The sequence below is a fragment of the Anaeromyxobacter oryzisoli genome (genome assembly GCF_022690765.1).
GTDB classification, from domain to species: Bacteria; Myxococcota; Myxococcia; order Myxococcales; family Anaeromyxobacteraceae; genus Anaeromyxobacter; species Anaeromyxobacter oryzisoli.
The window spans coordinates 16,584-41,868 of sequence record NZ_JALCZA010000026.1; the positions used below are offsets into that span (position 1 = coordinate 16,584).

Annotated in this window: 23 protein-coding genes; 11 read left to right on the forward strand and 12 right to left on the reverse strand. The window is 74.6% G+C overall.

Features of this window, described 5'->3' with window-relative positions:
• The first annotated feature begins 306 nt into the window (after nucleotides 1-306).
• Nucleotides 307-1,377, forward strand: a complete 1,071-nt coding sequence (locus tag MNZ27_RS10390) for a DUF475 domain-containing protein (protein WP_242393980.1) — start codon at nucleotides 307-309, stop codon at nucleotides 1,375-1,377.
• A 141-nt stretch (nucleotides 1,378-1,518) separates the two neighbouring features.
• Here MNZ27_RS10390 and MNZ27_RS10395 read toward each other — a convergent pair whose 3' ends face one another.
• Nucleotides 1,519-1,701 carry a CPXCG motif-containing cysteine-rich protein gene (locus MNZ27_RS10395; RefSeq protein ID WP_242393981.1) on the reverse strand — a complete coding sequence of 61 codons (183 nt, stop codon included), beginning with the start codon at nucleotides 1,699-1,701 and terminating at the stop codon, nucleotides 1,519-1,521.
• A 24-nt stretch (nucleotides 1,702-1,725) separates the two neighbouring features.
• Between MNZ27_RS10395 and MNZ27_RS10400 the strand changes: the two genes are divergently transcribed.
• Nucleotides 1,726-2,391 carry a Smr/MutS family protein gene (locus tag MNZ27_RS10400; protein ID WP_242393982.1) on the forward strand — a complete coding sequence of 222 codons (666 nt, stop codon included), beginning with the start codon at nucleotides 1,726-1,728 and terminating at the stop codon, nucleotides 2,389-2,391.
• Here MNZ27_RS10400 and MNZ27_RS24275 read toward each other — a convergent pair.
• The 6 genes from MNZ27_RS24275 to MNZ27_RS10430 all read right to left on the reverse strand — a co-directional run bounded on the left by MNZ27_RS24275 (nucleotide 2,361) and on the right by MNZ27_RS10430 (nucleotide 9,728).
• Nucleotides 2,361-2,744 (reverse strand): IS66 family transposase, encoded by a 384-nt coding sequence (locus MNZ27_RS24275; RefSeq protein ID WP_408629688.1) that lies wholly within the window; start codon nucleotides 2,742-2,744, stop codon nucleotides 2,361-2,363. The genes MNZ27_RS10400 and MNZ27_RS24275 overlap by 31 nt on opposite strands.
• Nucleotides 2,745-3,461: 717 nt before the next feature.
• On the reverse strand, nucleotides 3,462-4,145 hold the full coding sequence (gene pyrF, locus MNZ27_RS10410) for an orotidine-5'-phosphate decarboxylase (RefSeq protein WP_242393983.1): 684 nt from the start codon (nucleotides 4,143-4,145) through the stop codon (nucleotides 3,462-3,464).
• A 98-nt stretch (nucleotides 4,146-4,243) separates the two neighbouring features.
• Nucleotides 4,244-5,563 (reverse strand): DUF4388 domain-containing protein, encoded by a 1,320-nt coding sequence (locus MNZ27_RS10415; protein ID WP_242393984.1) that lies wholly within the window; start codon nucleotides 5,561-5,563, stop codon nucleotides 4,244-4,246.
• A 41-nt stretch (nucleotides 5,564-5,604) separates the two neighbouring features.
• On the reverse strand, nucleotides 5,605-7,353 hold the full coding sequence (locus MNZ27_RS10420) for a proline--tRNA ligase (RefSeq protein ID WP_242393985.1): 1,749 nt from the start codon (nucleotides 7,351-7,353) through the stop codon (nucleotides 5,605-5,607).
• A 112-nt stretch (nucleotides 7,354-7,465) separates the two neighbouring features.
• The gene (gene ispG, locus MNZ27_RS10425) at nucleotides 7,466-8,575 is read right to left on the reverse strand and encodes a flavodoxin-dependent (E)-4-hydroxy-3-methylbut-2-enyl-diphosphate synthase (protein WP_277957806.1); all 1,110 of its coding nucleotides are present in this window, start codon (nucleotides 8,573-8,575) and stop codon (nucleotides 7,466-7,468) included.
• A gap of 97 nt (nucleotides 8,576-8,672) precedes the next feature.
• The gene (locus tag MNZ27_RS10430; RefSeq protein WP_242393986.1) at nucleotides 8,673-9,728 is read right to left on the reverse strand and encodes a thioredoxin domain-containing protein; all 1,056 of its coding nucleotides are present in this window, start codon (nucleotides 9,726-9,728) and stop codon (nucleotides 8,673-8,675) included.
• Between the two features lie 257 nt (nucleotides 9,729-9,985).
• On the opposite strand from MNZ27_RS10430, the gene trxB reads away from it, so the two are divergent.
• A complete protein-coding gene (trxB, locus tag MNZ27_RS10435) occupies nucleotides 9,986-10,930 on the forward strand; it encodes a thioredoxin-disulfide reductase (protein WP_242393987.1) in 945 nt (314 codons plus the stop codon).
• A 31-nt stretch (nucleotides 10,931-10,961) separates the two neighbouring features.
• Complete coding sequence (gene moaC, locus MNZ27_RS10440) at nucleotides 10,962-11,459, forward strand: cyclic pyranopterin monophosphate synthase MoaC (protein WP_242393988.1); 498 nt, start codon at nucleotides 10,962-10,964, stop codon at nucleotides 11,457-11,459.
• Here moaC and MNZ27_RS10445 read toward each other — a convergent pair.
• From MNZ27_RS10445 to MNZ27_RS10455, 3 genes are all read right to left on the reverse strand, one after another.
• On the reverse strand, nucleotides 11,350-12,168 hold the full coding sequence (locus tag MNZ27_RS10445) for a TatD family hydrolase (RefSeq protein ID WP_242393989.1): 819 nt from the start codon (nucleotides 12,166-12,168) through the stop codon (nucleotides 11,350-11,352). The two genes, moaC and MNZ27_RS10445, sit on opposite strands and share 110 nt — an antisense overlap.
• Nucleotides 12,169-12,404: 236 nt before the next feature.
• Nucleotides 12,405-13,223 carry a CheR family methyltransferase gene (locus MNZ27_RS10450; protein ID WP_242393990.1) on the reverse strand — a complete coding sequence of 273 codons (819 nt, stop codon included), beginning with the start codon at nucleotides 13,221-13,223 and terminating at the stop codon, nucleotides 12,405-12,407.
• On the reverse strand, nucleotides 13,220-13,795 hold the full coding sequence (locus tag MNZ27_RS10455; RefSeq protein ID WP_242393991.1) for a chemotaxis protein CheW: 576 nt from the start codon (nucleotides 13,793-13,795) through the stop codon (nucleotides 13,220-13,222). The genes MNZ27_RS10450 and MNZ27_RS10455 overlap by 4 nt, the downstream gene beginning before the upstream one ends.
• 227 nt (nucleotides 13,796-14,022) lie before the next feature.
• On the opposite strand from MNZ27_RS10455, the gene MNZ27_RS10460 reads away from it, so the two are divergent.
• The 4 genes from MNZ27_RS10460 to thpR all read left to right on the forward strand — a co-directional run bounded on the left by MNZ27_RS10460 (nucleotide 14,023) and on the right by thpR (nucleotide 19,256).
• Nucleotides 14,023-14,853, forward strand: a complete 831-nt coding sequence (locus MNZ27_RS10460; RefSeq protein WP_242393992.1) for a formylglycine-generating enzyme family protein — start codon at nucleotides 14,023-14,025, stop codon at nucleotides 14,851-14,853.
• Between the two features lie 223 nt (nucleotides 14,854-15,076).
• Nucleotides 15,077-16,588 (forward strand): bifunctional UDP-N-acetylglucosamine diphosphorylase/glucosamine-1-phosphate N-acetyltransferase GlmU, encoded by a 1,512-nt coding sequence (glmU, locus tag MNZ27_RS10465; protein ID WP_242393993.1) that lies wholly within the window; start codon nucleotides 15,077-15,079, stop codon nucleotides 16,586-16,588.
• A gap of 39 nt (nucleotides 16,589-16,627) precedes the next feature.
• Nucleotides 16,628-18,463, forward strand: coding sequence for a glutamine--fructose-6-phosphate transaminase (isomerizing) (glmS, locus tag MNZ27_RS10470; protein WP_242393994.1), 1,836 nt, complete (start codon nucleotides 16,628-16,630; stop codon nucleotides 18,461-18,463).
• Between the two features lie 208 nt (nucleotides 18,464-18,671).
• The gene (gene thpR, locus MNZ27_RS10475) at nucleotides 18,672-19,256 is read left to right on the forward strand and encodes an RNA 2',3'-cyclic phosphodiesterase (protein ID WP_242393995.1); all 585 of its coding nucleotides are present in this window, start codon (nucleotides 18,672-18,674) and stop codon (nucleotides 19,254-19,256) included.
• Here thpR and MNZ27_RS10480 read toward each other — a convergent pair.
• On the reverse strand, nucleotides 19,253-19,798 hold the full coding sequence (locus tag MNZ27_RS10480; RefSeq protein WP_242393996.1) for a hypothetical protein: 546 nt from the start codon (nucleotides 19,796-19,798) through the stop codon (nucleotides 19,253-19,255). The genes thpR and MNZ27_RS10480 overlap by 4 nt on opposite strands.
• A 148-nt stretch (nucleotides 19,799-19,946) precedes the next feature.
• Between MNZ27_RS10480 and MNZ27_RS10485 the strand changes: the two genes are divergently transcribed.
• The 3 genes from MNZ27_RS10485 (at nucleotide 19,947) to MNZ27_RS24010 (ending at nucleotide 23,498) form a co-directional block, all read left to right on the forward strand.
• A complete protein-coding gene (locus MNZ27_RS10485) occupies nucleotides 19,947-20,552 on the forward strand; it encodes a YqgE/AlgH family protein (protein WP_242393997.1) in 606 nt (201 codons plus the stop codon).
• Between the two features lie 219 nt (nucleotides 20,553-20,771).
• A complete protein-coding gene (gene recA / locus MNZ27_RS10490) occupies nucleotides 20,772-21,851 on the forward strand; it encodes a recombinase RecA (protein WP_242393998.1) in 1,080 nt (359 codons plus the stop codon).
• Between the two features lie 195 nt (nucleotides 21,852-22,046).
• Nucleotides 22,047-23,498, forward strand: coding sequence for an LETM1 domain-containing protein (locus MNZ27_RS24010; RefSeq protein WP_242393999.1), 1,452 nt, complete (start codon nucleotides 22,047-22,049; stop codon nucleotides 23,496-23,498).
• Between the two features lie 230 nt (nucleotides 23,499-23,728).
• Here the strand turns inward: MNZ27_RS24010 and MNZ27_RS10500 are convergent, their stop codons facing one another.
• Nucleotides 23,729-25,276 (reverse strand): HEAT repeat domain-containing protein, encoded by a 1,548-nt coding sequence (locus MNZ27_RS10500; protein WP_242394000.1) that lies wholly within the window; start codon nucleotides 25,274-25,276, stop codon nucleotides 23,729-23,731.
• Nucleotides 25,277-25,285: the final 9 nt, after the last annotated feature.

Consider the following 25,285-nt stretch of genomic DNA (forward strand, 5'->3'; position numbering starts at 1 on the left):
TGCTCCCGGTGACGCCGGCCGCGCCGGCGAGGTATCCGGAGATTCTACAATGGGTGGACTCCACCCGCGACGGAGGGCGGCCCCGCCCCGATCATCGCGAGACCCGCGATCCCGTCGCCGAGCGGGTACACGATCACCGGCCAGCGCACACTGCGGCCCCCCGCACCGCCGCTCGCCCCGCGCCCGTTCGTCCGGGTCGCCGGAGCGCAGCCGCCGTGGTGCGGCGCCGTCGCGTCGCCCCCGCGCGTTGCAGGACGGGCCGCGACCTCCGATAATCCGCCGCGCGCGCCCGCGCGTCCGCACACCATGACCACCCCACGTCCCGCCACCCTCTCCTACTTCAGGGGCTCGTTCGCCCTCACCTTCGTCGGCCTGCTCGTCGCGGGCGGGGTGGGCCTGTACTCCACCGGCACCGCGGCGGGCGCCGCGAGCACCGTCTTCATCACCGCGGTCCTCGGGGTCCTCGAGGTCTCCCTCTCCTTCGACAACGCCGTGGTGAACGCGACGGTGCTGAAGGACATGACCCCGGTGTGGCGCCACCGCTTCCTCACCTGGGGCATCGCGATCGCGGTGTTCGGGATGCGGCTCGTCTTCCCGGTCCTGGTGGTGAGCGTGGTCGCCCGGATCGCCCCCTGGGACGCGCTCCGGCTCGCGGCCGTGCAGCCGCGGGAGTACGCGCGGCTCCTCACGAGCGCCCATGCCCTGCTCGGCGCGTTCGGCGGTTCGTTCCTGGGCATGGTGTCGCTCCGGTACTTCTTCGACTCCGACAAGGACGTCCACTGGCTGCGCGGGCTCGAGCAGCTCCTCGCGCGCGTCGGGAAGGTCGAGTCGGCCGAGCTCGGCCTCGTGCTCCTCGTGCTCTACGGCTTCTCTCGCGCGGTCCCGCCCGCCGAGTCCGAGGCCTTCCTCGTCGCCGGCCTCTTCGGAATCGTGACCTTCATCGCGGTGGACGGGATCGCCGCCGCGATGGAGGTGGACGAGGTGACCCTCGGGGCCGTCCACCGCGCCGGCGCCGCGAGCTTCCTCTACCTCGAGGTGCTCGACGCGAGCTTCAGCTTCGACGGCGTGATCGGCGCCTTCGCCCTCACCACCAACCCGTTCGTGATCGCCCTCGGCCTCGGGATCGGGGCGATCTTCGTGCGGAGCCTCACGATGGTGATGGTCGAGCACGGCACCCTCGCCTCGTACCGCTTCCTCGAGCACGGCGCGTTCTACGCCATCGGGGCCCTCGCCGGGCTCATGCTCCTCAACACGGTCGTGGAGGTGCCGGAGGCGGTCACCGGCCTCGTCGGCGCCGCGTTCATCGGCCTGTCGCTCTGGTCGTCGATCCGCTGGAACCGGCGCGCCGCGCGGGCCGCCCCGGACTCGGCGGCCTGACGAGGGCTCGAGCGCCGGCCGGCGTGAGCCTGCGCTGCCCGGTCCACGTGCGTTCGCTGCTCGGCCTCGCTCGGCTCGCCACGGCCGGAGCTCCCTTCACGGCCCGACGCCGGAGGCCCGAGGCCCCGCAGGCCGGGACCTTCACTCGTCCTGGCGCGCCACGCCCACCGCGAAGCCGCCGGGCTCCTCCTCGACCGCGTGGATCGTCCATGGGCGACAGCACGCCGGGCAGTCCTCGACGTAGGTCTGCGACTCTCCGCCGCTGGGGTCGACGAAGATGGTGACCAGCTCGCCGCAGTAAGGGCACTCGATCTCGATGTCCACGCCGAGCGCCGTTATAGTCGCTCCGTGGGAAGGAAGCCCTTCAACAACCCCTTCGAGAAGCTGAAGGCGCTCGCGAAGGAGCAGCCGGCGCCGCCGGCTGCGCGGCCACCTCCCCTTCCCGCTCCCTTGCCCGCGCCGCCGCGGGAGCAGACGGAGGACGAGCTCTGGGCGAGCGCCACGGCCGGCGTCCGCAGGGTCGAGCGCGGCGTCGAGACCGCGCCGCCGCCGCCCCCGCCCGGACCCGGCGCGGCCTTCTACCACCCTGATCTCGAGGCCATCGACGCGCTCCGCGCGCTCGTCTCGGGGGACGCGCCGTTCGACCTCTCCGACTCGGACGAGTTCATCGAGGGGCGGGTGGCGGGGCTGGACAGCGCGATCCTGCGCAAGCTCCGGCGCGGCGACTTCGCGGTGCAGGGCCACATCGATCTGCACGGCATGACGCGCGAGGAGGCGAAGGGGGCGGTGGACGCCTTCCTGCGCGCCTCCCGGCAGGCGGGGAAGCGCTGCGTGCTCCTCGTCCACGGGCGCGGTCTTCACTCGAAGGATCAGCTCCCGATCCTCAAGGACGCGCTCCGGACCTGGCTCGCCACCGCCCGGTTCGCGCGCCACGTCCTCGCGTTCGCGACCGCGCGCCCGACGGACGGCGGCGCGGGCGCCCTCTACGTGCTGCTCCGGCGCGCCGGGCGGTAGGTCTTCGGCCGGGCTGTTGCCTCGACCGCTCGAGAGCGCCGGATCAAGCCCAGCGTCGCTCTGGAGCAGGTGAGAGTCGAGCGCCTTCCGCCAGATCGCCCTGGCGCAATCGGTCCGAGCCCGTCCGTCCCCGCCGCCACCCAGTCGCCAAGGGTAGAAGCCTTCAGCGCAACCCCGCTCCGCTCGTAGATTCCGGAGAGGCGGTGGAGCGGCAGGTGGTCCTTGTACTTGGAGACCGCGGCGGCGGCGGCGGCGATCTGGTGTTGTTGTCCAGCGGCGTCCGCGTGGTACTGGGTGGCGACCCCGGTGAAGATGCTGGACATCGCCTGGCAACCGGACCGGCGCGAGGCCATGCTCCGCTCACCGGCCGCCCGCGCCAGACGGGCTCCCTGCAGTGGATACTGCACGGTCGTCGGCCAAGGCGGAGCGCGTTCGACGCCCCGGCAATCATGACAAACGCTAGAGATGCGTAACGCCGCGGCCGCCAGAGCCGCCGAACTCGTTCACATCAATACCCGGCCATCATCATCACCATCGCCAGGGCTCCACACCCAAACCCGATTACAATCATCCACATACGAGGAGACATCAACGGAAACCCTGCATCTCGCCACGCATCCAGATATGCGGCCCAGAAAGAGTACCTAGAATGCCGACAAACAGTAATTGCGGCCGCAGTCCGAATGACAAGCTGACTCGCAAGCGCAACGACCAGCAACGTTATCGAGGCACTCATAAAGGGGCGCTACCAGAGCCAGTAGGGTAACACCAAAGGCGGGCGACGAAAGAACACCGCCGGCTGCCAGGCGGATCTTGTCCCTTCGGTTCGCGCCCCCGGGCGGCGCCTCGGCCTCCACCTCCTTCTCGAGCCAGCCCCACGCTTGCCGTGCAGCCGCGCTCGCATCCCGCGATCCCTCAGCTTGAAACACCTCGCAGAGCGGGGGCGGGGCCGGGACGATGTGATGGAGGGTCAGCGCCGGCAAGCACGCCTGCGCAGCTCGCTCGCCGTCTGCCCTCGCTCGTGACGGCTTCGTTTGTCTCGCGACGCTCGACGCAAGCGGGTGGCGCCATCAGATCCCGGCGGCGAGGTCGCGCGCGGCCTGGACGGGATCCGCGGCGTCGCGGAGCGGCCGGCCGACCACGATCACGTCGGCGCCGGCGCGGACCGCCTCCGCGGGCGTCGCGACCCGGGCCTGATCGCCGGCGGCGGCGCCCGCCGGGCGGACGCCGGGGACGACCAGCAGCGGCCCCGGGCCGACGGCGGCCCGCACCGCGCGGACCTCGTGCGGCGAGCAGACGAGGCCGCCCGCGCCCGCGCCGACCGCGAGGCGCGCGAGCCGCACGACGGCCGTCTCCGGCGGGCCGGCGAGGCCGATGGCGTCCAGGGCGGCGCCGTCGAGGCTCGTGAGCACCGTGACCGCGAGGATCCGCACCTTCCCCGCGGCGCCCCTCACCGCCGCGCGCACCATCTCCGCGCCGCCGGAGGCGTGGACGGTGAGCAGCGACGCCCCGCTGGCGGCCGCGCTGCGCGCCGCCCCCTCGACCGTGTTCGGGATGTCGTGCAGCTTGAGGTCGAGGAACACCGGCCGGCCCAGGGCTGCGACCGCCTTCACGACCGACGGCCCCTCGGCGACGAAGAGCTCGAGCCCCACCTTGAGGAGCCCGACGTGCGGCGCGATCCGGCGCGCGAACGGCTCGGCGGCGGCGAGCGAGGGGAAGTCCAGCGCGGCACAGATGCGTTCGTTCGGCGTCATGCTCTCTCCCTCCCCGTCACGCGGCGCTCGGCGCGAGCCGTCACACCGCACCGGCGTCGCGATCCCGAGGCCCGAAGGTGCGGCCTTCGGCCCGATCCTCACGCCTTCCCGGCCTGCATCCGGCCGACCTCGCGCAGGAGCGCGTCGGCCTCCGGCTTCGGCAGGCAGTTCTTCACCTCGAAGAGCGCGAACGCGAGCAGGTCCTCGAGCGCCTCGAGGGAGCGGGCCTTCGCCGCGGCGCCCCGGTACGCGCCGCTCGCCGAGACGTTCACGAGGATCTGCGCGACGTCCACCTCGCCGTCCTCGTCCACCCGCACGCCCTCGAAGATCGGCCGCTGCTTCGCCGGCAGCCGGTCGAAGTAGCCGTTCAGCCGCGCCCGGGCGTCGGGCTGCGCCGTCGCGAGCCGGTCGTACACCCGCTTCAGGATCCGCCGGTAGAGCTCGAACGGCCCCGCGGCGCGGCGGCGGCCGGAGGCGGCCGGGACCTCGACCTCGACCTCGACCGCGATCTCCTCCTCCGCGGGCTGCGGCGCGGGCGCGGCGGCGAGGACGCCGGCGCCCACGAGGGCGGTCGCGGCGCGGAGCGCGTCGAGCAGCCCGATCCCCGCGCGGTGGGCCGCCTCCGGGAGCGCGCGCCGGCCGTCCACCGCCTCGACGAGCCGCGCCTCGAGCGCCCCCGGCGCGCTGGCGCCGGCGGCGGTGCGGGAGAGCACCACGTCGCGGCCGCCCAGCTCCGCCCCGAGCCGCTCCGCCTCCTCGACCCGCTTCATCCCCTCGAGCAGGAGGTCGCGCATCCGCACCGGGAGCTTCACCGCGTTCGTCTCGTCGTGCGGCCCCTCGAGGAACGCGAACGTGCCGGTGGTCTCGACGAAGGCGTCGAGCAGGATCTCCTTCACCTGGAGCGCGATCCCCTCGTAGAGCTGGGCGGACGTGAGGAGCCCCTCGTCCACCAGGACCTGCCCGAGGGGGCGCCCGCCCCGCACGAAGGGCGAGCAGCGCTCCAGGTCCTCGGGGCCGATGAGGCCCGCCCGGACGAGCACCTCGCCGAGGCGGTCGGCGGGATCCGACGACGACGCGAACACCACCTGCCCGTCGCGGAAGTAGACGCTCTTCCGGCGGAGCAGCTCGGGGCGCTCGGCGGGCGCGGCCCGGTCCTCCTCCCGGCCGAACGAGAGGAGCAGCACGCCGGTCTTCAGCGTGGTGAAGACGAACTGGACCACCTCGGGGACGGTGAGCGCGGCGAGCGAGCCGGCGAACCACGCGCCGGGGGCGTCGCCGCGGGCGGGGGTGACGAGCGCGAAGGCGTTGGGCGCGGAGAGGAGATCCGCCTGGCCGCCGCCCGCGAGCCCGAGCTGCTCCGCCTCCCGCGGGGGCAGCACGATCTCGCCCTCCGCCCCGACCGACAGCTTCGCGCGCATCTCCGCCTCCGCCGGCGGCGATGCCGCCGGCCGCACCCGTCCTACGCCCGCTCGCCCGGCCCGGGCTTCACGCTCGCGGCGACCAGGGCCGCCGCCTTCCGCGCCGCCTCGGCGACGGGCACGAGCTCGACCGCGCCGCCCGCGCGGAGCTTCCACTCGACCTGTCCCTTCGCGAGCCCCTTCTTGCCCACCGCGATCCGGATCGGGATCCCGACGAGGTCCGCGTCCTTGAACTTCACGCCGGCGCGCTCGTCGCGGTCGTCGAACAGGACGTCCACGCCCTCGCGCGCGAGCCCGGCGACGACCTCCTCGGCCGCCTTCCGGAGCTCCGGCTCGGGGCCGAGGGTGAGCACCGTCGCCTGGAACGGCGCGATGGAGAGCGGCCAGACGATCCCGTTGTCGTCGTGGTGCAGCTCGATCGCCGCGGCGAGGATCCGCTCGACGCCGATGCCGTAGCTCCCCATCACGATCGGCACCTGCTTGCCTTCCGCGTCGAGCACCGTCGCCCCGAGCGACTCCGAGTACTTGGTGCCGAGCTTGAAGATGTGGCCGATCTCGAGCGCCTTGAAGACCTCGAGGGTGCCGTCGCAGCGCGGGCAGCCCTCGCCCGCCTTCACCGTGCGGAGCTCGGCGAGCACCGCCCCGTGGGCGAGGAGGTCGCGCTTCACGTCCACGCCGCGGAGGTGGAACCCGTCCTCGTTCGCGCCGGTCACCATGTCCCGCCGCTCGGCGAGGGACCGATCGACGAACACCTTCGCCTTCGTGAACCGGACCGCGCCGAGGGAGCCCGCGTGCGCGCCCATGAGCGGCGGGATCTCCTCGGGGTGCGCCGGCCGGACCACCGCCGCGCCGGTGGCGGTCTGGAGCTTCGCCTCGTTCAGCTCCTGGTCGCCGCGCACCACGGCGACGACCAGCTCTTCGTCGGCGACGTAGATGAGGGTCTTGAGCTGGCGCCGCGCGGGGACGGAGTGCGGCGCCGCCTCGAGCGCGTCGATCGTGAGGACGCCGGGCGTCGCGAACTTCTCCGGCTCGGCGAGCCCGGGGCCGTCCGCCTCGGGGGCGACGCGGGCCGTGGCCGTCTCGGTGTTCGCGGCGTACCGGCACCGCGGGCACGCGGCGACGAGATCCTCGCCGGCGTCGGTCTTCACCATGAACTCGGACGACTCGCTCCCGCCCATGGAGCCGGAGTGAGCCTGGACCGCCACGAAGTCGAGCCCGCAGCGCGTGAAGATCCGCTCGTACGCGCGCCGCTCGTCCTCGTAGCGGAGGTCGAGGCCGGCCCGGTCCACGTCGAGGGAGTACGCGTCCTTCATGGTGAACTGACGGACGCGCAGGAGGCCGGACTTCGGGCGGGGCTCGTCGCGGAACTTCGTCTGGATCTGGTACCAGACCTGCGGGAGCTGGCGGTAGCTGCGGAGCTCGGCGCGGGCGATGGCCGTGAAGATCTCCTCGTGCGTCATGCCGAGGCCGTAGTCGCCGCCCTTGCGGTCCTTCAGGCGGAACATGTTCTCGCCCATCACCTCCCAGCGCCCCGACTCCTTCCAGATCTCGGCCGGGTGGAGGGCGGGGAGGAAGAACTCCTGGCCGCCGATGGCGTCCATCTCCTCGCGGATGATCGCCTCGATCTTGTTGAGCGCGCGCTTCGCGAGCGGGAGGTAGTCGTAGATCCCGGCCCCGAGCTGCCGGATGAAGCCGGCGCGGACGAGGAGCTTGTGGCTGGCGACCTGCGCGTCGGCAGGTGCCTCCTTGAGCGTCGGGATGAAGGCCTGGCTGTAGCGGACCACGTGCATGGTGCCCGGAGTTATACAATGGAATGCTCCGGGCGCGCGTCACGCGTCCGCTCGCCGGGACCGGGCGGCGGGCGCCTCGCGCCGCGACGGCGCGGGCCGCCGGCGCCGGCGGCTACTTCGCCGATCGCTCGGCGGCGATCCGGATGGCCTCGGACACCACGGCCTCCTCGAGCTCCTCCGCCTTCATCCGCTTCACGATCTTGCCCTCGCGGAAGAGGAGCCCGACGCCGCCGTGGCCGTAGGCGACGCCGACGTCGGCCGCGGCGGCCTCGCCGGGGCCGTTCACCTCGCACCCCATCACCGCCACCTGGACGTCGCCCTTCACGTTCGCGAGGCGCCGCTCGACGCGCTCGGCGATGGGGATCATCGCCACCGAGCAGCGACCGCAGGTCGGGCACGAGGTGAGGGTCGCGCCGCCGAACTTGAGCCCCATCGACGTGAGGAGCATCCGGGCGACGCGGACCTCCTCGACGGGATCGGCGGTGAGCGAGATCCGGATCGTGTCCCCGATGCCGTCGGCGAGCAGGATCCCGAGGCCGGCGGCGCTCTTCACGGTGCCGGCGAGGAGCGTGCCGGCCTCGGTGACGCCGAGGTGGAGGGGGTAGTCGAACCGCTCGGAGAAGAGCCGGTTCGCCCGCACCGTCATGGCGATGTCGTGCGCCTTCAGCGAGACCTTGATCTCGCGGTACCCCTCGTCCTCGAGGAACCGGATGTGGCGCGCGGCGCTCTCCACCATCCCCTCGGCGGTGGGCCAGCCGTGCTTCTCCACGATGTCCTTCTCGAGGGAGCCCGCGTTCACGCCGATCCGGATCGGGACGCTGCGCTCACGGGCGGCCTTCACCACCTCGCGGACGCGCTCCTGCGAGCCGATGTTCCCGGGGTTGAGCCGGATGCCGTGGATCCCCGCGGTGAGCGCGGCGAGGGCGAGCCGGTAGTCGAAGTGGATGTCGGCGACGAGCGGCACCGGCGCCCCGCGCACGATCGCGGGGAGCGCCGCGGCCGCGTCCTCGTCCGGCACCGCGAGGCGGACCACGTCGGCGCCCGCCTCGGCGAGGGCGCGGATCTGCGCGAGCGTCGCCGCGGCGTCGGCGGTCTGGGTGGTGGTCATGGACTGCACCGCGATCGGGGCGCCGCCGCCGATGAGCACGCTGCCCAGCCGGAGCTGCCGCGTCCGGCGGCGCTCGCCCAGCGACGCCCGCTCGCCCTGCCCGTATCCACCCATCTCTCGGCTCCTGTCCCCCGCGGGTGAAGCGCCGCCCGGAACGACGACGGCGGCCGGCCCTCGATCTAGGGCCCGGCCGCCGCGCGCGCCACCGCCGCTACTTCTTCGCGCCCAGCTCGGCGTCGATGACCTGCTTGAACGCCTCGGCGGGCTGCGCGCCCGAGACCAGGCGGCCGTTGATGAAGAACGCGGGGGTGCCGTTCACGCCGGCGTCGTCGCCCGCCTTCTTGTTGGAGGCGACGAGCGCCGCCTTCTGGCCCGAGTCGAGGCAGGCGGTGAACTTGGCGGTGTCGAGGCCGAGCTCCTTCGCGTACCCCTTGAGATCGTCCACCTCGAGCTTGCCGGCCGCCGCGAAGAGGCGGTCGTGCATCTCCCAGTACTTGCCCTGGTCCTCCGCGCAGTGCGCGGCCTCGGCGGCCTTCGGCGCGAGCGTGTGGCTCGGGAGCGGGTAGTCGCGGTAGACGAGCCGGATCTTGCCCGGGTAGGCCGCGACGACCTCCTTCACGGTCGGCTCGGCGCGCACGCAGTACGGGCACTGGAAGTCGGAGAACTCGACGATGGTCACGGGCGCGTCCGCCGGTCCCTTCGACGGACCGGTGGCCGCCACCTCGACCTTCGGCGGCACGTACGCGGGGAGCAGCACCTCGACGCCCATCTCCTTCTTCAGGCCCTCGTAGTACTTCGCGAGGACCTCCTGGCCCTTTTGCCCCTTGATGAAGCGGACGATGCTCGGCTTCACCTGCTCGAGCGGCGGGAGCTTCTGCCCCTGCGCGACCGCGCCGTCGTAGAGCGCCTTGACCTCGGCGTCGTCCGGCTCGGGGAGCTTCTGGACGACCTCGCGGTCGATGAGCGCGTCCACCGAGACGCCGGCCGCCTTCGCCTTCGCCTCGAACACCTGCTTCTGGACCATCTGCTCGAGGGCGCGGCGCTTCAGCTCGTAGATCTGCTCCTGGTACTGCTGCTCGAGCTGCTTCAGGTCCTTCTTCACGACGTCGTCGAGCTGCGCGGCGGTGATGGTCTGCCCGCCGATCTTGGCGACGGGCGCCTGGGGGGCGAGCTGCTGCTGGCCCTGCGAGCCCGGCGGGGTGGACCGCGGCGACTGGCAGGCGGCCAGCGCGAGGGCGAGGCCGAGGACGAGGGGACGAATGGACATGACGCTCCAGGGAAGGACGGCGGGTGCGGAAAAACCGGCAGAGGGTCCGCCAAAATGGCGGACACGTCAATGGAATAGGGCGAGCGCGAAGATCGCGCCGCCCCTCTTGAGAACCACCGGCGCGCGAAGGGATTCCTGCGCTGCGGACGCGCCCGGGAGAGCGAGCGGCGCGCCGAACCTTCCCGATGACACGCCGGCTCCGAACGAATAGAAAAGGACTCTTTTCCGGTTCTTCCGCAGCGCGCCGAGGAGATCGCATGGCCCAGCACGAGAGGCTCGTCATCATCGGGAGCGGTCCCGCCGGCTACACAGCCGCCCTGTACGCCGCCCGCGCGAACCTGAACCCGCTCCTGTTCGAGGGGTTCCAGCCGGGCGGGCAGCTCACCATCACGAGCGAGGTCGAGAACTACCCCGGCTTCCCCGAGGGCGTCCTCGGCCCCGAGCTGATGGAGCGGATGAAGAAGCAGGCGGAGCGCTTCGGGACGCGCTTCGAGGCCTCGGAGATCACCCGGGTGGACCTCTCGCGGCGCCCCTTCCAGCTCTGGCGCGACGACGACCTCTTCACCGCCGACGCGGTGATCGTCGCGACGGGCGCGTCCGCCAAGTGGCTCGGGATCGGGTCGGAGAAGGTCTACCAGGGGCGCGGCGTGTCGGCGTGCGCGACCTGCGACGGCTTCTTCTTCCGCGGGGTCGAGGTGGCGGTGGTGGGCGGCGGCGACACCGCGATGGAGGAGGCGGTCTTCCTCACGAAGTACGCCTCGAAGGTCCACGTCATCCACCGCCGCGACGAGCTCCGCGCCTCCAAGATCATGCAGGATCGGGCCCGCAAGAACCCCAAGATCGAGATCGTCCTGAACGCCACGGTGGACGAGATCCTCGGCGACGGGAAGGCGGTCACCGGCGTGCGCCTGAAGAGCTCGAAGGACGGCTCCCTCCGGGTGCTGCCGCTCCAGGGCGTCTTCATGGGGATCGGCCACGAGCCCAACACGAAGGTCTTCCGCGGCCAGCTCGCGATGAACGACGTGGGCTACCTCACGGTGGACGCGGGCTCGACCCAGACCAGCGTCCCCGGCGTGTTCGCGGCGGGCGACGTGTCCGATCCGAGCTATCGCCAGGCGATCTCCGCGGCCGGCTCCGGCTGCCAGGCCGCCATCGACGCCGAGCGCTGGCTCGGCGAGCACGTGACCGAGAAGTGGGACTGACGGGCGGCGTTCCGCCCAGCGAGCACGCTAGATGAAGATGATCGACGTCGGCGAGAAGCCGAAGACGGAGCGCGTCGCCGTCGCGCGCGGCTTCGTCACCATGTCCCCCGCGACCGTCCAGCGGATCCGGCGCGGCGAGGTCGAGAAGGGGGACGTGCTCGCCGCCGCCCGGCTCGCCGGCATCCTGGCCGCGAAGAAGACGCCCGACATCGTCCCCCTCTGCCACCCCATCGCCCTCTCCGCCGTGGACGTGACCGCCGAGCCGGGCGCGCGCGGCGTCGCGGTGACCGCGACGGTGCGCACGGTGGATCGGACCGGCGTCGAGATGGAGGCGCTCACCGCGGTGTCCGCGGCGTGCCTCACCGTCTACGACATGCTGAAGCGGTACGAGAAGGGCATGACGATCGTCGGCGTCGAGCTCATGGAGAAGAAGGGTGGCCGGAGCGGGCACTGGGTCCGCGCCCCAGCAGCGCCGCCGGCTCCACGCCGAGCAGCCGCGTCGCGTTCCCGCCGCACACGCGGCGGATGACGGCCGGCCCGAGCCCCGCCTTCCCGAGCCGGTCCGCGGCGCGGGGCAGCGCGAGCAGGTCCCCGCCCGACAGCCCCGCGTCGGACCCGAGCACGAGCCCCTCCGGGCCGAGGGAGCGGACCAGCTTCACCGCCGCGTCGATCGCCCCTCGCGCGCCCGACAGCGACAGCGCGGCCCGGTGACCGCAGGCGACGATCGCCCGCACCGTCCGCGCGTCCACCCCGGCGACGAGCACGCGCGTGGGCTCCACCTCCGACGCCTTCAGCACCGCGAGCACCCGCCGGGTGAGCCGCTCGCGCCCGCGGGAGGGCACCTGGACGACGACGGGGAGCCGCAGGGTCCGCGCGAGCTCGAGCTGGCGCTCGAGGACCCGCTCCTCGAGCTCGCCGCCCTCGGCGAGGCCGATCGCCCCGAGCGCGGCCACCTCCGGCCGCCCGAGCGCCTCGGGCAGCTCCGCCAGGAGCGCCTCGAGCCCGCGCAGCGGGATGCGCCGCGGGTGGACGCCGAGGGCCGCGTAGCCGGCGATGCCCGCGCGGCGGAGCCGCCGCGCCGAGCGCACGACCGCGTCCCACCCTGCCCGCACCGCCGCCGACGTCGCCGCGGGGACCGCGTCGTCGGACGGGACGAGCGCGCCCTCGACCCCGAAGAAGCGGAGGTCGGCGAGCGCGCGCGGGTCGAGGTCGCCGGCGTGGAGGAGCGCGTCGAACACGGCGCCCATGGTAACCGGCCGGCGGCGCGAGCGCCCGGGGACGTCTCGTGCCCGTGCCCGTGATCCGTCACCGATCTCCGTGCCCGCTTCCCGGTTCCCGTGTCCCCTTGCCCGTGATCCGACGGCCGGATCGGATCACGGGGACGGGCCACGGGCGACGGGAGTCGGCTCACGGGCCACGCGAGGCCGGTCACGGTCACGGTTCACGGCCGCGCCCCCGGACGACCGTCGCTGCTTCACCGCGGCCGCACGAGGAGCGTCGCGACTCCGGCGCGCACCGGCTCGAGCGGCAGCGCCATCGCGAGCGGCAGCTCGACCGGCCCGAGCACCAGCGCGCCGCCTGGCCGGAGCGCCGCGGCGAGCCGGCGGAGCACCGCCGCCGCGACCGGCGCCTCGAAGTGGATGAGCACGTTCCGGCAGAGCACCACGTCGAAGGGGCCGCCCGCCGGCGGCGGGTCGGAGACGAGGTTCTGCCGCGCAAAGGAGATCGCGCCGCGGACCTCGGGCCGCACCCCCCGCACGCCCGCGGCGTCGGCCGGCTCGAGCCACCGCTCCAGCGCCGGCGGCAGGTGGCGCAGCGCGCGCGGGCCGTAGCGCCCGGCCCGGGCGGCGGCGAGCGCCCGCGCGGAGAGATCGGTCGCGACGATCCGATCGCGCCCCGGGCGCCCCGCCTCGAGGAGCGCGATGGCGACGCTGCACGGCTCCTCGCCGCTCGCGCACCCCGCCGACCAGATCGCGAGCGGGCCGGGCGCCGCGCCGGCGCGGCGCGCGATCGCCTCGAGCTGCTCGGGGTGGCGCCAGAACGCGCTCTCGGTGACGAGCGCGTGCTCGATGAGGGCGGACACCGCCGCCGCGTCGCGCGCGGCGACCCGGGCGGCGAGCACGGAGGCGGGCTCCCCCCGCTCCCGAGCCGCCGTCGCGAGGGCGTCCTCGAGCATCGCCGGCGACCCGCCGGGGAGGGACAGGCCGGCCACCTCCACGAGCGCGCGGGCGACCTCGCGGAACGCGGCCGCCGGCGGCGCGCCGAGCACCCGGGCGGCGGTGGCGTCGCTCACGCCGCGCTCCCCGCCAGCGACGCGACGAGCGGCGCGGCGTCCAGGAGCGGGAGGACCTCTCCGTCCTCGACGCAGAGCCCGGCCACGAGCGGGGAGCCGCGCCAGGCCTCCGGCGTGCCCGCGGCGACGTCCCCCTCGAAGAGGCGCGGGGACTCGACGAGCCGCGCCACCCGATCGACCACGAGCCCCACCGCGGGGGCGCCGGCCAGCACGGCGATCTGGGCGTCGAGGTTCGGAGGTCGCGGCAGGCCGAGGAGCGTCGCGAGATCGACCGCGACCACGGGCGCCCCGCGGCAGACGAACGTGCCGAGCACGTGCGGCGGCGCCCCCGGCAGCGGGACGAGCGCGACGAGCTGGACCACCTCGACCACGCCAGCCGCGGGCAGGAGCGCCCGCCGGCCCGCCGCCTCCACGAGGAGGTGCGCGCCGGGGACCGCCTCGCCGGCGTCGGCGAGGAGCGCCGCCTGCGCGCGCGAGAGGGCCTCCGCCAGGCGGCGGACCTCGGCGACCAGGGCGGCGCGGGGCGGGCGCGGATCGGGGCCGGCGGGCGGCGTCGCGGTGGGGTTCGCCATCGGCGCCGAGGGTACCAACTCCGCGCCCGGACGGCACCCCGCACGCGGCGGGTGGACCTCGGCGTGGGCCGACGCCGTCGCGGAGCACCTCCTCGCCCGGGAAAGGTCCGCGGGGTGGCCCGCGCCGGCTCCGCGCGGGCGCGATCCCGGCGACCTCGCGCCGGACGCCCCGCGACCATCCCGACACCGCGGTGACCTCGCGATGATGATGATATGGAGGAGGTACGATGACCCTCCGATCGTCGCTCGTCCCCGTGCTCGTCGCGCTCCTGCTCGGAGCGTGCATGCCGCGCCACGCCAGCGAGAGGGCGCGCGCGGAGCTGGCCGCCGGCGCGATGATCCGGCTCTCCGGCGGCACGTTCCGGCTCGGCGAGCCGGTCGGCCCGCTCGCCGACACCGCGAGCTACGTCTCCGTCTCCCCGTTCCTCCTGGACGTGACGGAGGTGACGGTGGCGGCGTACGAAGAGTGCGTGAAGGCGGGGAGGTGCGAGCCGGCGGCGGCGACGGTCGAGCGCGAGTGGCTCCGGAGGAAGGCCCGCAAGGCGGAGTCGCGCGCCTGCAACGAGGCCCGCGCGGACCGGGCGGACCACCCGGTCAACTGCGTGGACTGGAACCAGGCGACCGCGTACTGCGCCTGGGCGGGGAAGCGGCTCCCGTCCGAGGAGGAGTGGGAGTGGGCCGCGCGCAACGAGGGCGAGGGGACCACCTACCCGTGGGGAGACGAGCCCGCGCCGGGCGCCCAGCTCTGCTGGAACGGCGAGGGCAACGACGCCGGGCGCGGCGCGCGCACCGGCACGTGCCCGGTCGGGAGCCACCCGGGCGGAGACACGAAGGCGGGCGTGAAGGACCTCGCCGGAAACGTCTGGGAGTGGACCTCCTCGAGGACGATGGCCGGGACGGACAGCCGCGGGCGGGGCGGGACGCCGGTCAAGATCGCACGCGGCGGGGGCTGGTCCGAGGTCGACCCGGCGAAGGTCACCGCCTCGATCCGCTTCGCGGACCTGCCCTCGCGGCGCGACGCCTTCCTCGGGTTTCGCTGCGCGAGCGATCCGCCCTGATCGCGTCGGGGACCGAGGGTGAACGGCTTCGGGCTTCGGCGCCCGGCGATCCGTCGGAGCCGGCGAACGGGGCGGGCCGCGGGATCGGGATGGGGACACGGGCAGGGATCGACGGGCCCGGATCAGGGTTCGGGTGCGGGGGCGCCCCCTGCGGCGCGCCTCACCCCGGGCGCCTGTGCGCAGGCTTGAAATCAGGGGACCGCCGCGCCTAGCCTGCCTGGCCATGACCAACTCCCGCGCCCGCCTCGCCGCCATCGTCCTCGCCGCCGGCAAGGGCACCCGGATGAAGTCGCAGAAGGCCAAGGTCCTGCACGAGATCGCGGGCCGCCCGCTCGCCTGGTACCCGGTGAAGCGCGCCCTCGAGCTCGGCGCCGACCCGGTCGTCGTGGTGGTGGGCCACCAGGGACAGGCCGTGGAGGCCGCCCTCACCGCCGCCCTCCCCGGCGCCCCCCTCCGGTTCGCGGTCCAGGCGGAGCAGCTCGGGACCGCCCACGCGGTGCTCGCCGCGAAGGACGCCCTCGCGGGGCACGCGGGGCCGGTGCTGATCCTCTCCGGCGACACGCCCCTGCTCGAGACCGCGACGCTCCAGGCGGTGGTGGACGCCCGCGCCGACGCCAAGGCGCCCCTCGCGCTCGCCACGATGACCCTCGACGCGCCGACGGGCTACGGCCGCGTCGTCCGCGATCGCCGGCGCCGGGCGCAGCGGGTGGTCGAGGAGAAGGACGCGAGCGCGAAGCAGCGGGCGATCCGCGAGGTGAACGCGGGCCTGTACTGCGCCGACGCCGCGTTCCTCTGGAAGGGGCTCGCGAAGGTGGGGGCGAAGAACGCGCAGCGCGAGTTCTACCTCACGGATCTCGTCGCCATGGGCGCGAAGGCGAAGGGCGGCGCGGCCACCGTGGGCGTCCCCGCCGCCTCGGCGGCGGGGGTGAACGACCGGGCGGAGCTGGCGCGCGCGGCCCGCGTCCTCGCGGACCGGCGCGCCGACGCGCTCATGAAGGCCGGGGTCTCGATCGAGGACCCGGCCCGCTTCGACTGCGACGAGGGGGTGGAGATCGCCGCCGACGTGACGATCGAGCCGGGGGTCCGGCTCCGCGGCCGGACCCGCCTCGGCGCCGGCGCCGTGATCGGGGCGGGCTCGATCCTCGTGGACGCGACGATCGCCGAGGACGTCACCGTGAAGCCGTACACCGTGATCGAGGACGCCACGGTGGCGCGCGGCGCGATCCTCGGCCCGTTCTCGCGGCTCCGGCCCGGATCGGAGATCGGCGAGGAGGCCCACGTCGGGAACTTCGTCGAGACCAAGAAGACCCGGCTGGGCCAGGGCGCCAAGGCGAACCACCTCAGCTACCTCGGGGACGCGGTGATCGGCGCGCGCACGAACGTCGGCGCCGGCACGATCACGTGCAACTACGACGGCGAGAAGAAGAACGAGACCCGGATCGGCGAGGACGCGTTCATCGGGTCGGACTCGATCCTCGTCGCGCCCATCGCCATCGGCGACGGCGCCTACGTCGCGGCGGGCTCGACCCTCACCGATGCGGTCCCGGCGGGCGCGCTCGCCCTCGGGAGGGCCCGGCAGACCAACAAGGAGGGCTGGGTCGCGGCCCACGCCGCCGCCCGCGCGGCAGCCGCGCCGGCGCCCACGCCGGCGGCCGGGACCGGGGGCACCCCCGGGGCGGGCGCTCCGGCGGAGGCAGGCGGGGTCGGCGGACCGTCCACCCGGCAGGCGGGGTAGCAGGCGTTTCACCCGCTCCGTGGTATTCAAGGCGGATCTATGTGCGGAATCGTTGGGTACGTCGGCCCTCGGCAGTGCGTGGACCTCATCGTGGGCGGCCTCCGGAAGCTCGAGTACCGGGGCTACGACTCGGCCGGCGTCGCCGTGGTGGGGCCGAACGGCCTCGCCGTGAAGCGCGCCAAGGGCAAGCTCCAGAACCTGGTGGGCCTGCTCCGGGACGCGCCGCTCGCCGGCTGCACCGGGATCGGCCACACCCGCTGGGCGACCCACGGCCGCCCGTCCGACGAGAACGCGCACCCGCACTCCTACGGCGGCGTGGCGGTGGTCCACAACGGGATCATCGAGAACCACCTCGAGCTCAAGGACGTCCTCACCGGGCGCGGCCACGTCTTCCGCTCCGAGACCGACACGGAGATCTTCGCCCACCTCGTCGCCGACGCGCTCGACGCGGGCGCCCGCGACCTCCAGGCCGCGGTGCGGTCGGCGCTCCAGCAGGTGAAGGGGACGTACGCGCTCGCCGTGATCTCCGAGAAGCGCCCCGGCGAGATCGTCGCCGCGAAGAACGCCTCGCCCCTCGTGGTCGGGTTCGGCCAGGGCGAGAGCTTCCTCGCCTCGGACGTGCCGGCGATCCTCGAGCACACCCGCGACGTCGTCTACCTCGAGGAGGGCGAGCTCGCGGTCCTCACCGCCGCGGGAATCGCGATCTACGGCAAGGATGGCGAGCCGGTCGATCGCCCGCCCCGGCGGATCGAGTGGAGCGCGGTGGCCGCGGAGAAGGATGGCCACAAGCACTTCATGCACAAGGAGATCTTCGAGCAGCCGCGGGCCGTCGCGGACACGATCCGCGGCCGCGCCTCGCTCGAGCAGGGGGACGTGACGCTCGACGGGATCGAGCTCCCCGCGGAGTACGCGCAGGGGCTCGAGCGGCTCGTCATCGTCGCCTGCGGCACCTCCTGGCACGCCGGCCTCTGCGGCCGGATCATGATCGAGGCCCTCGCCCGCCTGCCGGTCGAGGTGGAGCTCGCGAGCGAGTTCCGCAACCGCGACCCGCTCGTCTCCGCGAAGGTGATGTGCCTCGCCATCTCGCAGTCCGGCGAGACCGCCGACACGCTCGCCGCGGTGAAGATCGCCCGCGCGCGGGGGGCGAAGGCCTTCGCGATCTGCAACGTGGTGGGCTCGGCCATCAGCCGGGAGTGCGACGGCGGCACCCTCTTCACCCGCGCCGGCCCGGAGATCGGCGTCGCCTCCACGAAGGCGTTCACCACCCAGCTCGCCGGGCTGTACCTGCTCGCGGTGAAGCTCGGCCGGCTCCGGGGGACGCTCTCGCCGGAGCAGGCGCGCGAGCACCTCGAGGCGCTCCGGCAGGTGCCCGGCTGGATGGAGGGGATGGTCCACCAGGAGGCCGCCCTCATGCCGATCGCGAAGCGCTGCGCCGCCGCGCGCGACGTGCTCTTCCTCGGGCGCGGCGCCCAGTACCCGGTCGCGCTCGAGGGCGCGCTCAAGCTCAAGGAGATCTCGTACATCCACGCCGAGGGCTACGCCGCCGGCGAGATGAAGCACGGGCCCATCGCGCTCATCGACGAGCAGATGCCGGTGGTCGTGCTCGCGACGCGCGAGCCCGCGTACGAGAAGACGCTCGGGAACATGGAGGAGGTCCGCGCCCGCGGCGGGCACGTCTTCGCTGTGGTCTCCGAGGGCGACACCCACGCCGCGAGCCTCGCGGAGGTGGCGCTCCCCGTCCCGCCCGCCCCGCCGCTCCTCGCGCCGCTCCTGTCGATCATCCCGCTCCAGTTCCTCGCCTACCACGTGGCGGATCTGAAGGGGACGGACGTGGATCAGCCGAGGAACCTCGCGAAGAGCGTAACGGTGGAGTAGGAGCGGCGAGCGCAGGGGCACGCGGCGGAGCGTGCCCCGCAGCGAGCGGGGGGGCCGGGGGGGCGCGAGCCCGCGGCCTTCTCGCGGGCGAGTGGCCCCCCGGCAAGATGGTTCCAGCCGAGGAATTTGGCCAAGAGCGTGACGGTGGAGTAGGAGCGCGCGCCGGAAAGTGTCCCCGGTCGCTGGCGGATCGGTTACGACACACCGGGTGGCCAACCACCGGCTCTTCATCGCCCTCGAGCCTCCGGATGGCGTGCGGCGCCGCCTGGCGGCCCTCTCCGCCCGGGTGAGGCGGGCGGCCGGGCGCGCGGCCGACGAGATCCGCTGGGTGCCGGACGAGAACCTGCACCTCACGATGCAGTTCCTGGGCGCGGTGCCCGAGGAGCGCGTCCCGGACGTCACCGCCGCGGTCGAGGCGGCCGCCGCGGCGTCGCGGCCGCTCGCGCTGGAGGTGCAGGGCGCCGGCGGCTTCCCCAACGCGCGCCGTCCCCGCGTCCTCTGGCTCGGGCTCCAGGGCGACGTCGCGCCGGCCCAGGCCCTGGCCGCCGATCTCGGCCGCCGCCTCGCGCCCCTCGGCTTCCCGCCGGAGGCGCGGGCCTGGTCGGCCCACCTCACCATCGGCCGCGCGCGGGACGCGCGGGGCGCGCCCGGCCTCGCCGGCGCCCTGGCCTCCCAGGACGGGACCGAGGGCGTCCCCTGGCGCGTGGGCGAGCTCACCCTGTTCGAGTCGCACCTCTCGCCGAAGGGGCCGCGCTACGAGGCGATCGTCCGCGCCGCCCTCGGTGGCGCCTAGCCGGGAGCCGCCAGCCGGCCGCACCGCAGCGCGACGACCCACGCGGGCGCGGCTCCCTGCAGCGCCCACCCGAGCGCCTGCAGCGCGCCGCCGATCGCCTCGCAGCGATCGCGGAGCCCCAGCATCCCGAGCATCTGCCACCAGTCGTGGGAGTCGCGATCCGGGGCGAGGAGCGGCAGGACCCGGGCCTCGGCGTCCGCCGCGTACGTGCCCACGTCCACCAGGTTCACTCCGAGCCACACGCCCATGGCCGCCGCGGCGACGGTCCGCCGGCGCGCCGCGAACGCGATCCCGGCGACCACCGGGAACGCGAGCTGCCCGAGCGTGCCGCCGAGCAGCGTGAGGAACCGCACCCCGGCGATCCCGAGGATCGCGTGCCCGGCCTCGTGGAAGACGAGGTCCGCGCCCGCCACCGCCGCGAACGCGAAGCCATGGGTCGCCCACGACAGGGCGAGGAGCGCGGTCCCGCCGGCGAGGAGGACCGCCTCGAGCGTCGAGGGGGGTGGCCACGGCGTCGGCTCCGGGTCGAGCGGGAGGGGCACGCCGCGATGGTACCCCGCGCCGCCAGGCCGCGTCCCCGCCGAGGGGGCCGCGGCCAGGTCGGAGCCCCGCCCCCGGGACGGGAGGCCCTTGCGCCGGCGCGCGGGGCGCGCGAGATCTCGGGGGTCGCCAGCCCGCCGGAGACCTCCCGTGGACACGCAGCGTCCAGAGCCCGCTTCCGCCAGCCTCGCCCCGGGCTTCCTCGTCGCCTCGCCGGCGCTGCGAGACCCGAACTTCGCCGGCTCGCTCGTCCTCGTGGCCGAGCACCACGGCGAGGGCGCCCTCGGGTTCGTGGTGAACCGCGCCGGCCCCATCACCGTCGCCGACGTGCTCGGCGGGCTCGATCCCGCGCTGCGCGCCCGCGCCGAGGCGGCGGGCCGGGGCAGCGCGCCGGTGCTCGTCGGGGGCCCGGTCCAGCCGGAGCGGCTCTGGATCGTCTTCCGTCCGGGACCGCAGGCGCCCGAGGAGGGGGCGGTCCGGGTCGGCCAGGACGTCGCCCTCGGCGGCTCGCGCGAGCTGCTCGAGGCGCTCGTGCGCGCGCCGGATCCCGGACCGTACCTGCTCCTGCTCGGCTACGCGGGCTGGGCGCCGCGCCAGATCGAGCACGAGGTCGCCGCGGGCGCCTGGATCCCCATGCCGCTGCACGACGACCTCGTCCTCACGGTGCCCCTCGAGCAGCGCTGGGAGACGGCGGTCCGGCGGCTCGGCCTCGACCCCGCCGGCTTCGCCATGGGCGGCGGCGGCGCGACCGCCTGATGGCGACCCCCACCCGGTCTCATCGCGCCCTGCGGCGCATGCGCGCGTCTGCGCGAGCGCGCTTGACCGCGCGCCCCGTTCAGTAGACATTTGTTCAGGTTCGGACCGCCGGTTGTCAGGGGTCGCTGCTACTGGTGAGCAGAACGCAACGCGGAACGCCGGGTGCGCCGCCCCGCCCCCGGGGCCTACCCGAGAGCGCGCCCCACGAGGAGAGCAGAGATGCCCGTCGCACCGGAGAAGGAGAAGGCGATCGAGCTGGCCGTCTCGTCCATCGAGAAGGCCTTCGGCAAGGGCTCGATCATGCGCCTCGGCAACGAGGAGCCGCTGGTGAAGGACATCCAGGCGGTGTCCACGGGATCGGTGTCGCTCGACATCGCGCTCGGCGTCGGCGGGTTCCCTCGCGGCCGCATCATCGAGATCTACGGGCCGGAGTCCTCCGGCAAGACCACCCTCGCACTCCACGCCATCGCCGAGGCGCAGCGGCACGGCGGGATCGCGGCGTTCGTGGACGCCGAGCACGCGCTCGACGTGAGCTACGCCCGCAAGCTCGGCGTGCGCACCGACGACCTCCTCATCTCGCAGCCGGACTCCGGCGAGCAGGCGCTCGAGATCACGGAGACGCTGGTCCGCTCGGGCGCCATCGACGTGCTCGTCGTGGACTCGGTCGCCGCGCTCGTGCCGAAGGCCGAGCTCGAGGGCGAGATGGGCGACGCGCACATGGGCGTGCAGGCGCGGCTCATGAGCCAGGCGCTCCGCAAGCTCACCGGGACCATCGCGAAGTCCTCCACCATCGTCATCTTCATCAACCAGATCCGGATGAAGATCGGCGTCATGTTCGGGAACCCGGAGACCACCACCGGCGGCAACGCCCTCAAGTTCTACGCGACGCAGCGCCTCGACATCCGGCGCATCGGCGCGATCAAGGACGGCGAGCAGGTCATCGGCAACCGGACGCGCGTGAAGGTGGTGAAGAACAAGGTCGCCCCGCCCTTCAAGGAGGTCGAGTTCGACATCATGTACGGCCAGGGGATCAGCCGCGAGGGCGACGTCCTCGACCTCTCCTCCGAGGAGAACATCATCGAGAAGAGCGGCACCTGGTTCAGCTTCGGCGGCGAGCGGATCGGGCAGGGGCGCGAGCAGGCGAAGGCGTTCCTGCGCGAGCACCCCGAGGTGCTCCACCAGCTCGAGGCGAAGCTCTTCGAGAAGTTCGGGATCCGCCGCGATCCGGTGCCCGTCCCGCCGCCGGCGGAGGAGCCGCCGCCCGCCGAGGAGAAGCGGCGCGCGAAGGGCGCGAAGTAGGTCCCGGGCGAAGGGCGCCGTCCCCCCCGGTGACGCCTGCCCTGGCGCCCGGAGCCGGTCGGCCACGCCCGAAGGCCCGAGGCCTGCGTGGGGCCGCACTCCCCGGCGCGGGCCCACCCTCCCGCCCGCCCTCCCTCCGGGCGGGCGAGCGATACGGCCGGGAACCCGCTACACTTGGCCCCTGCCGGAAGCACCGTGAAGGACCTCACCGACAAGGGCTGGCTCGAGGCGCTCCTCACCGAGGAGCTCGAGCGATACGACCCCGCCGCCGCAGGCGCGCGGCTGCCGGAGGACGTCCGGGCTGCGAGCCAGTTCCCGACGGACCTCGCGGCGGCGTCGCGCCTCCTCGTCGCGCGCTCGCTCCGCCAGCACCACCTCGGGGCGGCGCCCGAGGCGCGGGCGGAGTTCCTCGACGAGGTGCGCCAGCACGTGGCGCTCGCGCTCGACCTCGCCCTGCTCCGCGGCGAGCCGTTCACCCGCACCCGGCAGCGCGCCGAGCTCGCGGCGTACCTCGCGAGCGCGGTGGGCGAGGACGCGCTCGCGATCGCCGTGGAGCCGGAGCGGCCCGGCGGCGCCACCGATCGCGCGGTCGAGCGGGCGCTCCGGGCGGCGGCGGTCGCGCTCCGGAGCCGGTTCTTCCCGCCGGGCGATCCCGCGCACGGCCTCGCGCTGCACACCGGCGCGCTCGCCATCCTCCGGCGGCGCCTCGGCCGCGTCGCGATCGGGTTCCACCGCGACGGCCGCCTCGTCCCGGAGGCGCTCGCACGCCACGCCGCGTACGCCGCGCGCGAGTCGCTCCTCCTCGCGGAGGCGCTCTCCGGCCTGCTCCGCGCCGCGGGGCCGGTGGACGATCGCGCGCGGGCGGTCCGGCTCCGGCAGCTCGTGCGGCTCGGCCTCGGCCGCGCCGACCTGCGCGAGGCGCGGCGCCGGGTGGAGTCCCCCCGGCCTCCCGCGGAGCTCGCGGCGGACGCCCCGGCGCCGATGCGCCCGTTCCTGCTCGAGCAGCTCTTCCTCGGGCAGCTCCGCGCCAGCGCCGCCGAGGAGAGCGCCGCGGCGGCCGGATACGTGGAGGCGTTCACCGCCGCGGCGGGCCTCGAGGCCGGCGCGGTGGCGGCGGCGCGCGTGGAGGCCGCCGCGCAGCACGCGGACCACCAGATCTGGTTCGCGGCGTTCGACGAGACCGGCCTCCCGCTCGAGTGGCAGAAGCTCGCCGACGAGTGGGAGTCGGTGGCGGATCACGCCGTCGAGCGGGTCTCCGCCGCGGTCACCGAGAACGTCGGCGCCCTCGTCACCGAGATCCGGGAGACCGGCGAGCTCGGCCAGCTCCTCGGCAAGGCCGCCGCCGGCCACGCGCTCTCCGCGATCGAGAAGCGCAAGGTGAAGGCGCAGCTCATCGACCTCGCCAAGGCGGTGCCGGCGCTGGCGATCTTCGCCGCGCCCGGCGGGATGCTGCTCCTCCCGCTCCTCGCCAAGCTCCTGCCGTTCAGCGTCCTGCCGAGCGCCTGGGACAAGGCCGAGGGCGGCCCCACGGCGCCCCCGGCCGAGCACGCGCCGAAGAAGGGGCAGGCGCCGCGGAGCGAGCCGCCGACCCGCGCGCTCCCGCCCGCGCAGCGGGTGTGCCGACGCGGCCGCGCGAGCGGGATCTGAGCGCGACCGGGCACGGGACCATTCGTGAACCGTGCCCGTCACCGTCACCGGCTTCTCCGTCACCCGTGAACCGGATCCCGTGGCCCGTGGCCCGGTTCCCGTGGTCCGACCGCGCCTTCGGCTCACGGGCCCAGGGAAACGGCAGGCGGGATGCGGGCACGGAGATCGGGTCACGGCCACGGGCACGGTGACGGGTTGCCGTCACCGGCCCGAAGCCCGGCGCCTGAGCCCTACCTCGCCGCGCGGCGCAGGCGCGTGGCGAGGCGGAGCGCGTCCTCGTTCACGGAAGCGGTGAGGGTCCGACCGCGCTCCTGGGCGATCGTCCGATCGAGCTGATCCGCGTAGCCGGCGCCGTCCGGGCCGAGCGGCGCGCGCGCGGCGATCCAGGTGAGCGCGAGGACCGCGTGGTAGCGCGCGGCCAGCGCGTCGTCACCGTCCACCGGGCGCACGATGGCGTCCACGAGGGCCTTCGCGTCGTCCTTGCCGCCGGCCCGCCCCAGCTCGAGGGCGGCGCGATCCCGCACCGCCGCAGCCCCGTCGGCGAGCTTGCCGCGCCAGCAGGTGCGCTCGTGACACGCCTCCGCCGCGGCGAGGCTCTTCTCCATGCCGGCCAGGGCGTCCGCCTCCGCGCGCGGGCACGGGGCGCCGCAGGCGGCCCTCGCCGCCGCGATCTCCGGCCGCTCGGCGGCGCCGCCCAGGCTCGAGATCGCGGCGAGCGGCCCCCGCCGGAGCTCCCACGAGCGCGCGCCGGACGCCGCGGCCTTCAGGGCGGGGAGCGCGGCCGGATCGCCGATCTGCGCGAGCGCGTCGCAGTAGCGATCGCGCGCGGTCGGGTCGGGCTCGCGGGCGGCGAGCTCGGCGAGCGGCTTCACGGCCTCGCGGGCGCGGAGTCGGCCGAGGGACTCGGCGGCGAACACGCGCACGAAGAGCTGGAGCTGCGGCTCGGCGTCACGATAGCCGAGCTTGGAGACCAGCGCGGGGGCTGCGTCCTCGCCGGCCACGTCCCCGAGGAGCTGCGCCGCCTTCGCGTACAGCGCGCCGGGGACGACGCCGCGCTGGCGCGCCCAGCCCTGGAGCTCGCCGTCCTTGCCCTCGAGCACCGCGAGGAGCGGCGCGGCCATGGGCTTGCCGATCTGCGCGGCGGCGAACGCGGCCTCGGGGAAGAAGGTCACCCCGTCCCGCTCCTCGAAGAGCATCCTGAGCACGGTCGGGGCCGCCTTCGCGTCGCCGATCCGGCCGAGGGCGAGGAGCGCCTTCTTCGCCGTGAAGGGCTCCGCCGTCCCGGAGGTGGCGATGGCGACCAGCGTGTCCACCGCGGCCGGATCGCCGACGTCGCCGAGCGCGTCGACCGCCGCCACCTGGGTGTAGCCGTCGCGGGAGGTGGTGAGCCGCTTCAGGACGTCCACGGCCTCCCGGGCGCGGAGCGCGCCGAGCGCCGCCGCGATGTGCCGGTTCGCCTCGACCGCGTCGCGGTTCCGCTCCTGCGGATCGATCGCCGCCACGAGCGCCGCGGCCGCGGAGGGGTCGCCGATCTCGCCGAGGGCCTGGGCGGCCTCCCCCCGCGCGCGCGGCACCTTCGCGTCCTGCAGGACCTCGACGAGGTAGGGGACCGCGGCGCGGCGATCGCCGGTCGCCTTGCGGACCTGCTCGAGCGCGGCGATCCGCTCGTCGGCGCGGGAACGGCTGGCGGCGCGCTTCGCCCAGCCTGCGGCGTCCTTGGGCTCGCCGCAGGCGGTGACCAGGAGGAGGCCGACGGCCGCGATGGAGATGTTGCGCATGTGTGTGTC

What these genes read in the sequence shown, in the direction of transcription:
- MNZ27_RS10390 (WP_242393980.1), top strand. Translation starts at nt 307, where the DNA reads ATGACCACCCCACGTCCCGCCACCCTCTCCTACTTCAGGGGCTCGTTC.
- MNZ27_RS24275 (WP_408629688.1), bottom strand. Translation starts at nt 2,744, where the DNA reads ATGGCCTCGCGCCGGTCCGGTTGCCAGGCGATGTCCAGCATCTTCACC.
- pyrF (WP_242393983.1), bottom strand. Translation starts at nt 4,145, where the DNA reads ATGACGCCGAACGAACGCATCTGTGCCGCGCTGGACTTCCCCTCGCTC.
- MNZ27_RS10415 (WP_242393984.1), bottom strand. Translation starts at nt 5,563, where the DNA reads ATGCGCGCGAAGCTGTCGGTCGGGGCGGAGGGCGAGATCGTGCTGCCC.
- MNZ27_RS10420 (WP_242393985.1), bottom strand. Translation starts at nt 7,353, where the DNA reads ATGCACGTGGTCCGCTACAGCCAGGCCTTCATCCCGACGCTCAAGGAG.
- ispG (WP_277957806.1), bottom strand. Translation starts at nt 8,575, where the DNA reads ATGGGTGGATACGGGCAGGGCGAGCGGGCGTCGCTGGGCGAGCGCCGC.
- MNZ27_RS10430 (WP_242393986.1), bottom strand. Translation starts at nt 9,728, where the DNA reads ATGTCCATTCGTCCCCTCGTCCTCGGCCTCGCCCTCGCGCTGGCCGCC.
- trxB (WP_242393987.1), top strand. Translation starts at nt 9,986, where the DNA reads ATGGCCCAGCACGAGAGGCTCGTCATCATCGGGAGCGGTCCCGCCGGC.
- moaC (WP_242393988.1), top strand. Translation starts at nt 10,962, where the DNA reads ATGAAGATGATCGACGTCGGCGAGAAGCCGAAGACGGAGCGCGTCGCC.
- MNZ27_RS10455 (WP_242393991.1), bottom strand. Translation starts at nt 13,795, where the DNA reads ATGGCGAACCCCACCGCGACGCCGCCCGCCGGCCCCGATCCGCGCCCG.
- MNZ27_RS10460 (WP_242393992.1), top strand. Translation starts at nt 14,023, where the DNA reads ATGACCCTCCGATCGTCGCTCGTCCCCGTGCTCGTCGCGCTCCTGCTC.
- glmU (WP_242393993.1), top strand. Translation starts at nt 15,077, where the DNA reads ATGACCAACTCCCGCGCCCGCCTCGCCGCCATCGTCCTCGCCGCCGGC.
- glmS (WP_242393994.1), top strand. Translation starts at nt 16,628, where the DNA reads ATGTGCGGAATCGTTGGGTACGTCGGCCCTCGGCAGTGCGTGGACCTC.
- recA (WP_242393998.1), top strand. Translation starts at nt 20,772, where the DNA reads ATGCCCGTCGCACCGGAGAAGGAGAAGGCGATCGAGCTGGCCGTCTCG.
- MNZ27_RS10500 (WP_242394000.1), bottom strand. Translation starts at nt 25,276, where the DNA reads ATGCGCAACATCTCCATCGCGGCCGTCGGCCTCCTCCTGGTCACCGCC.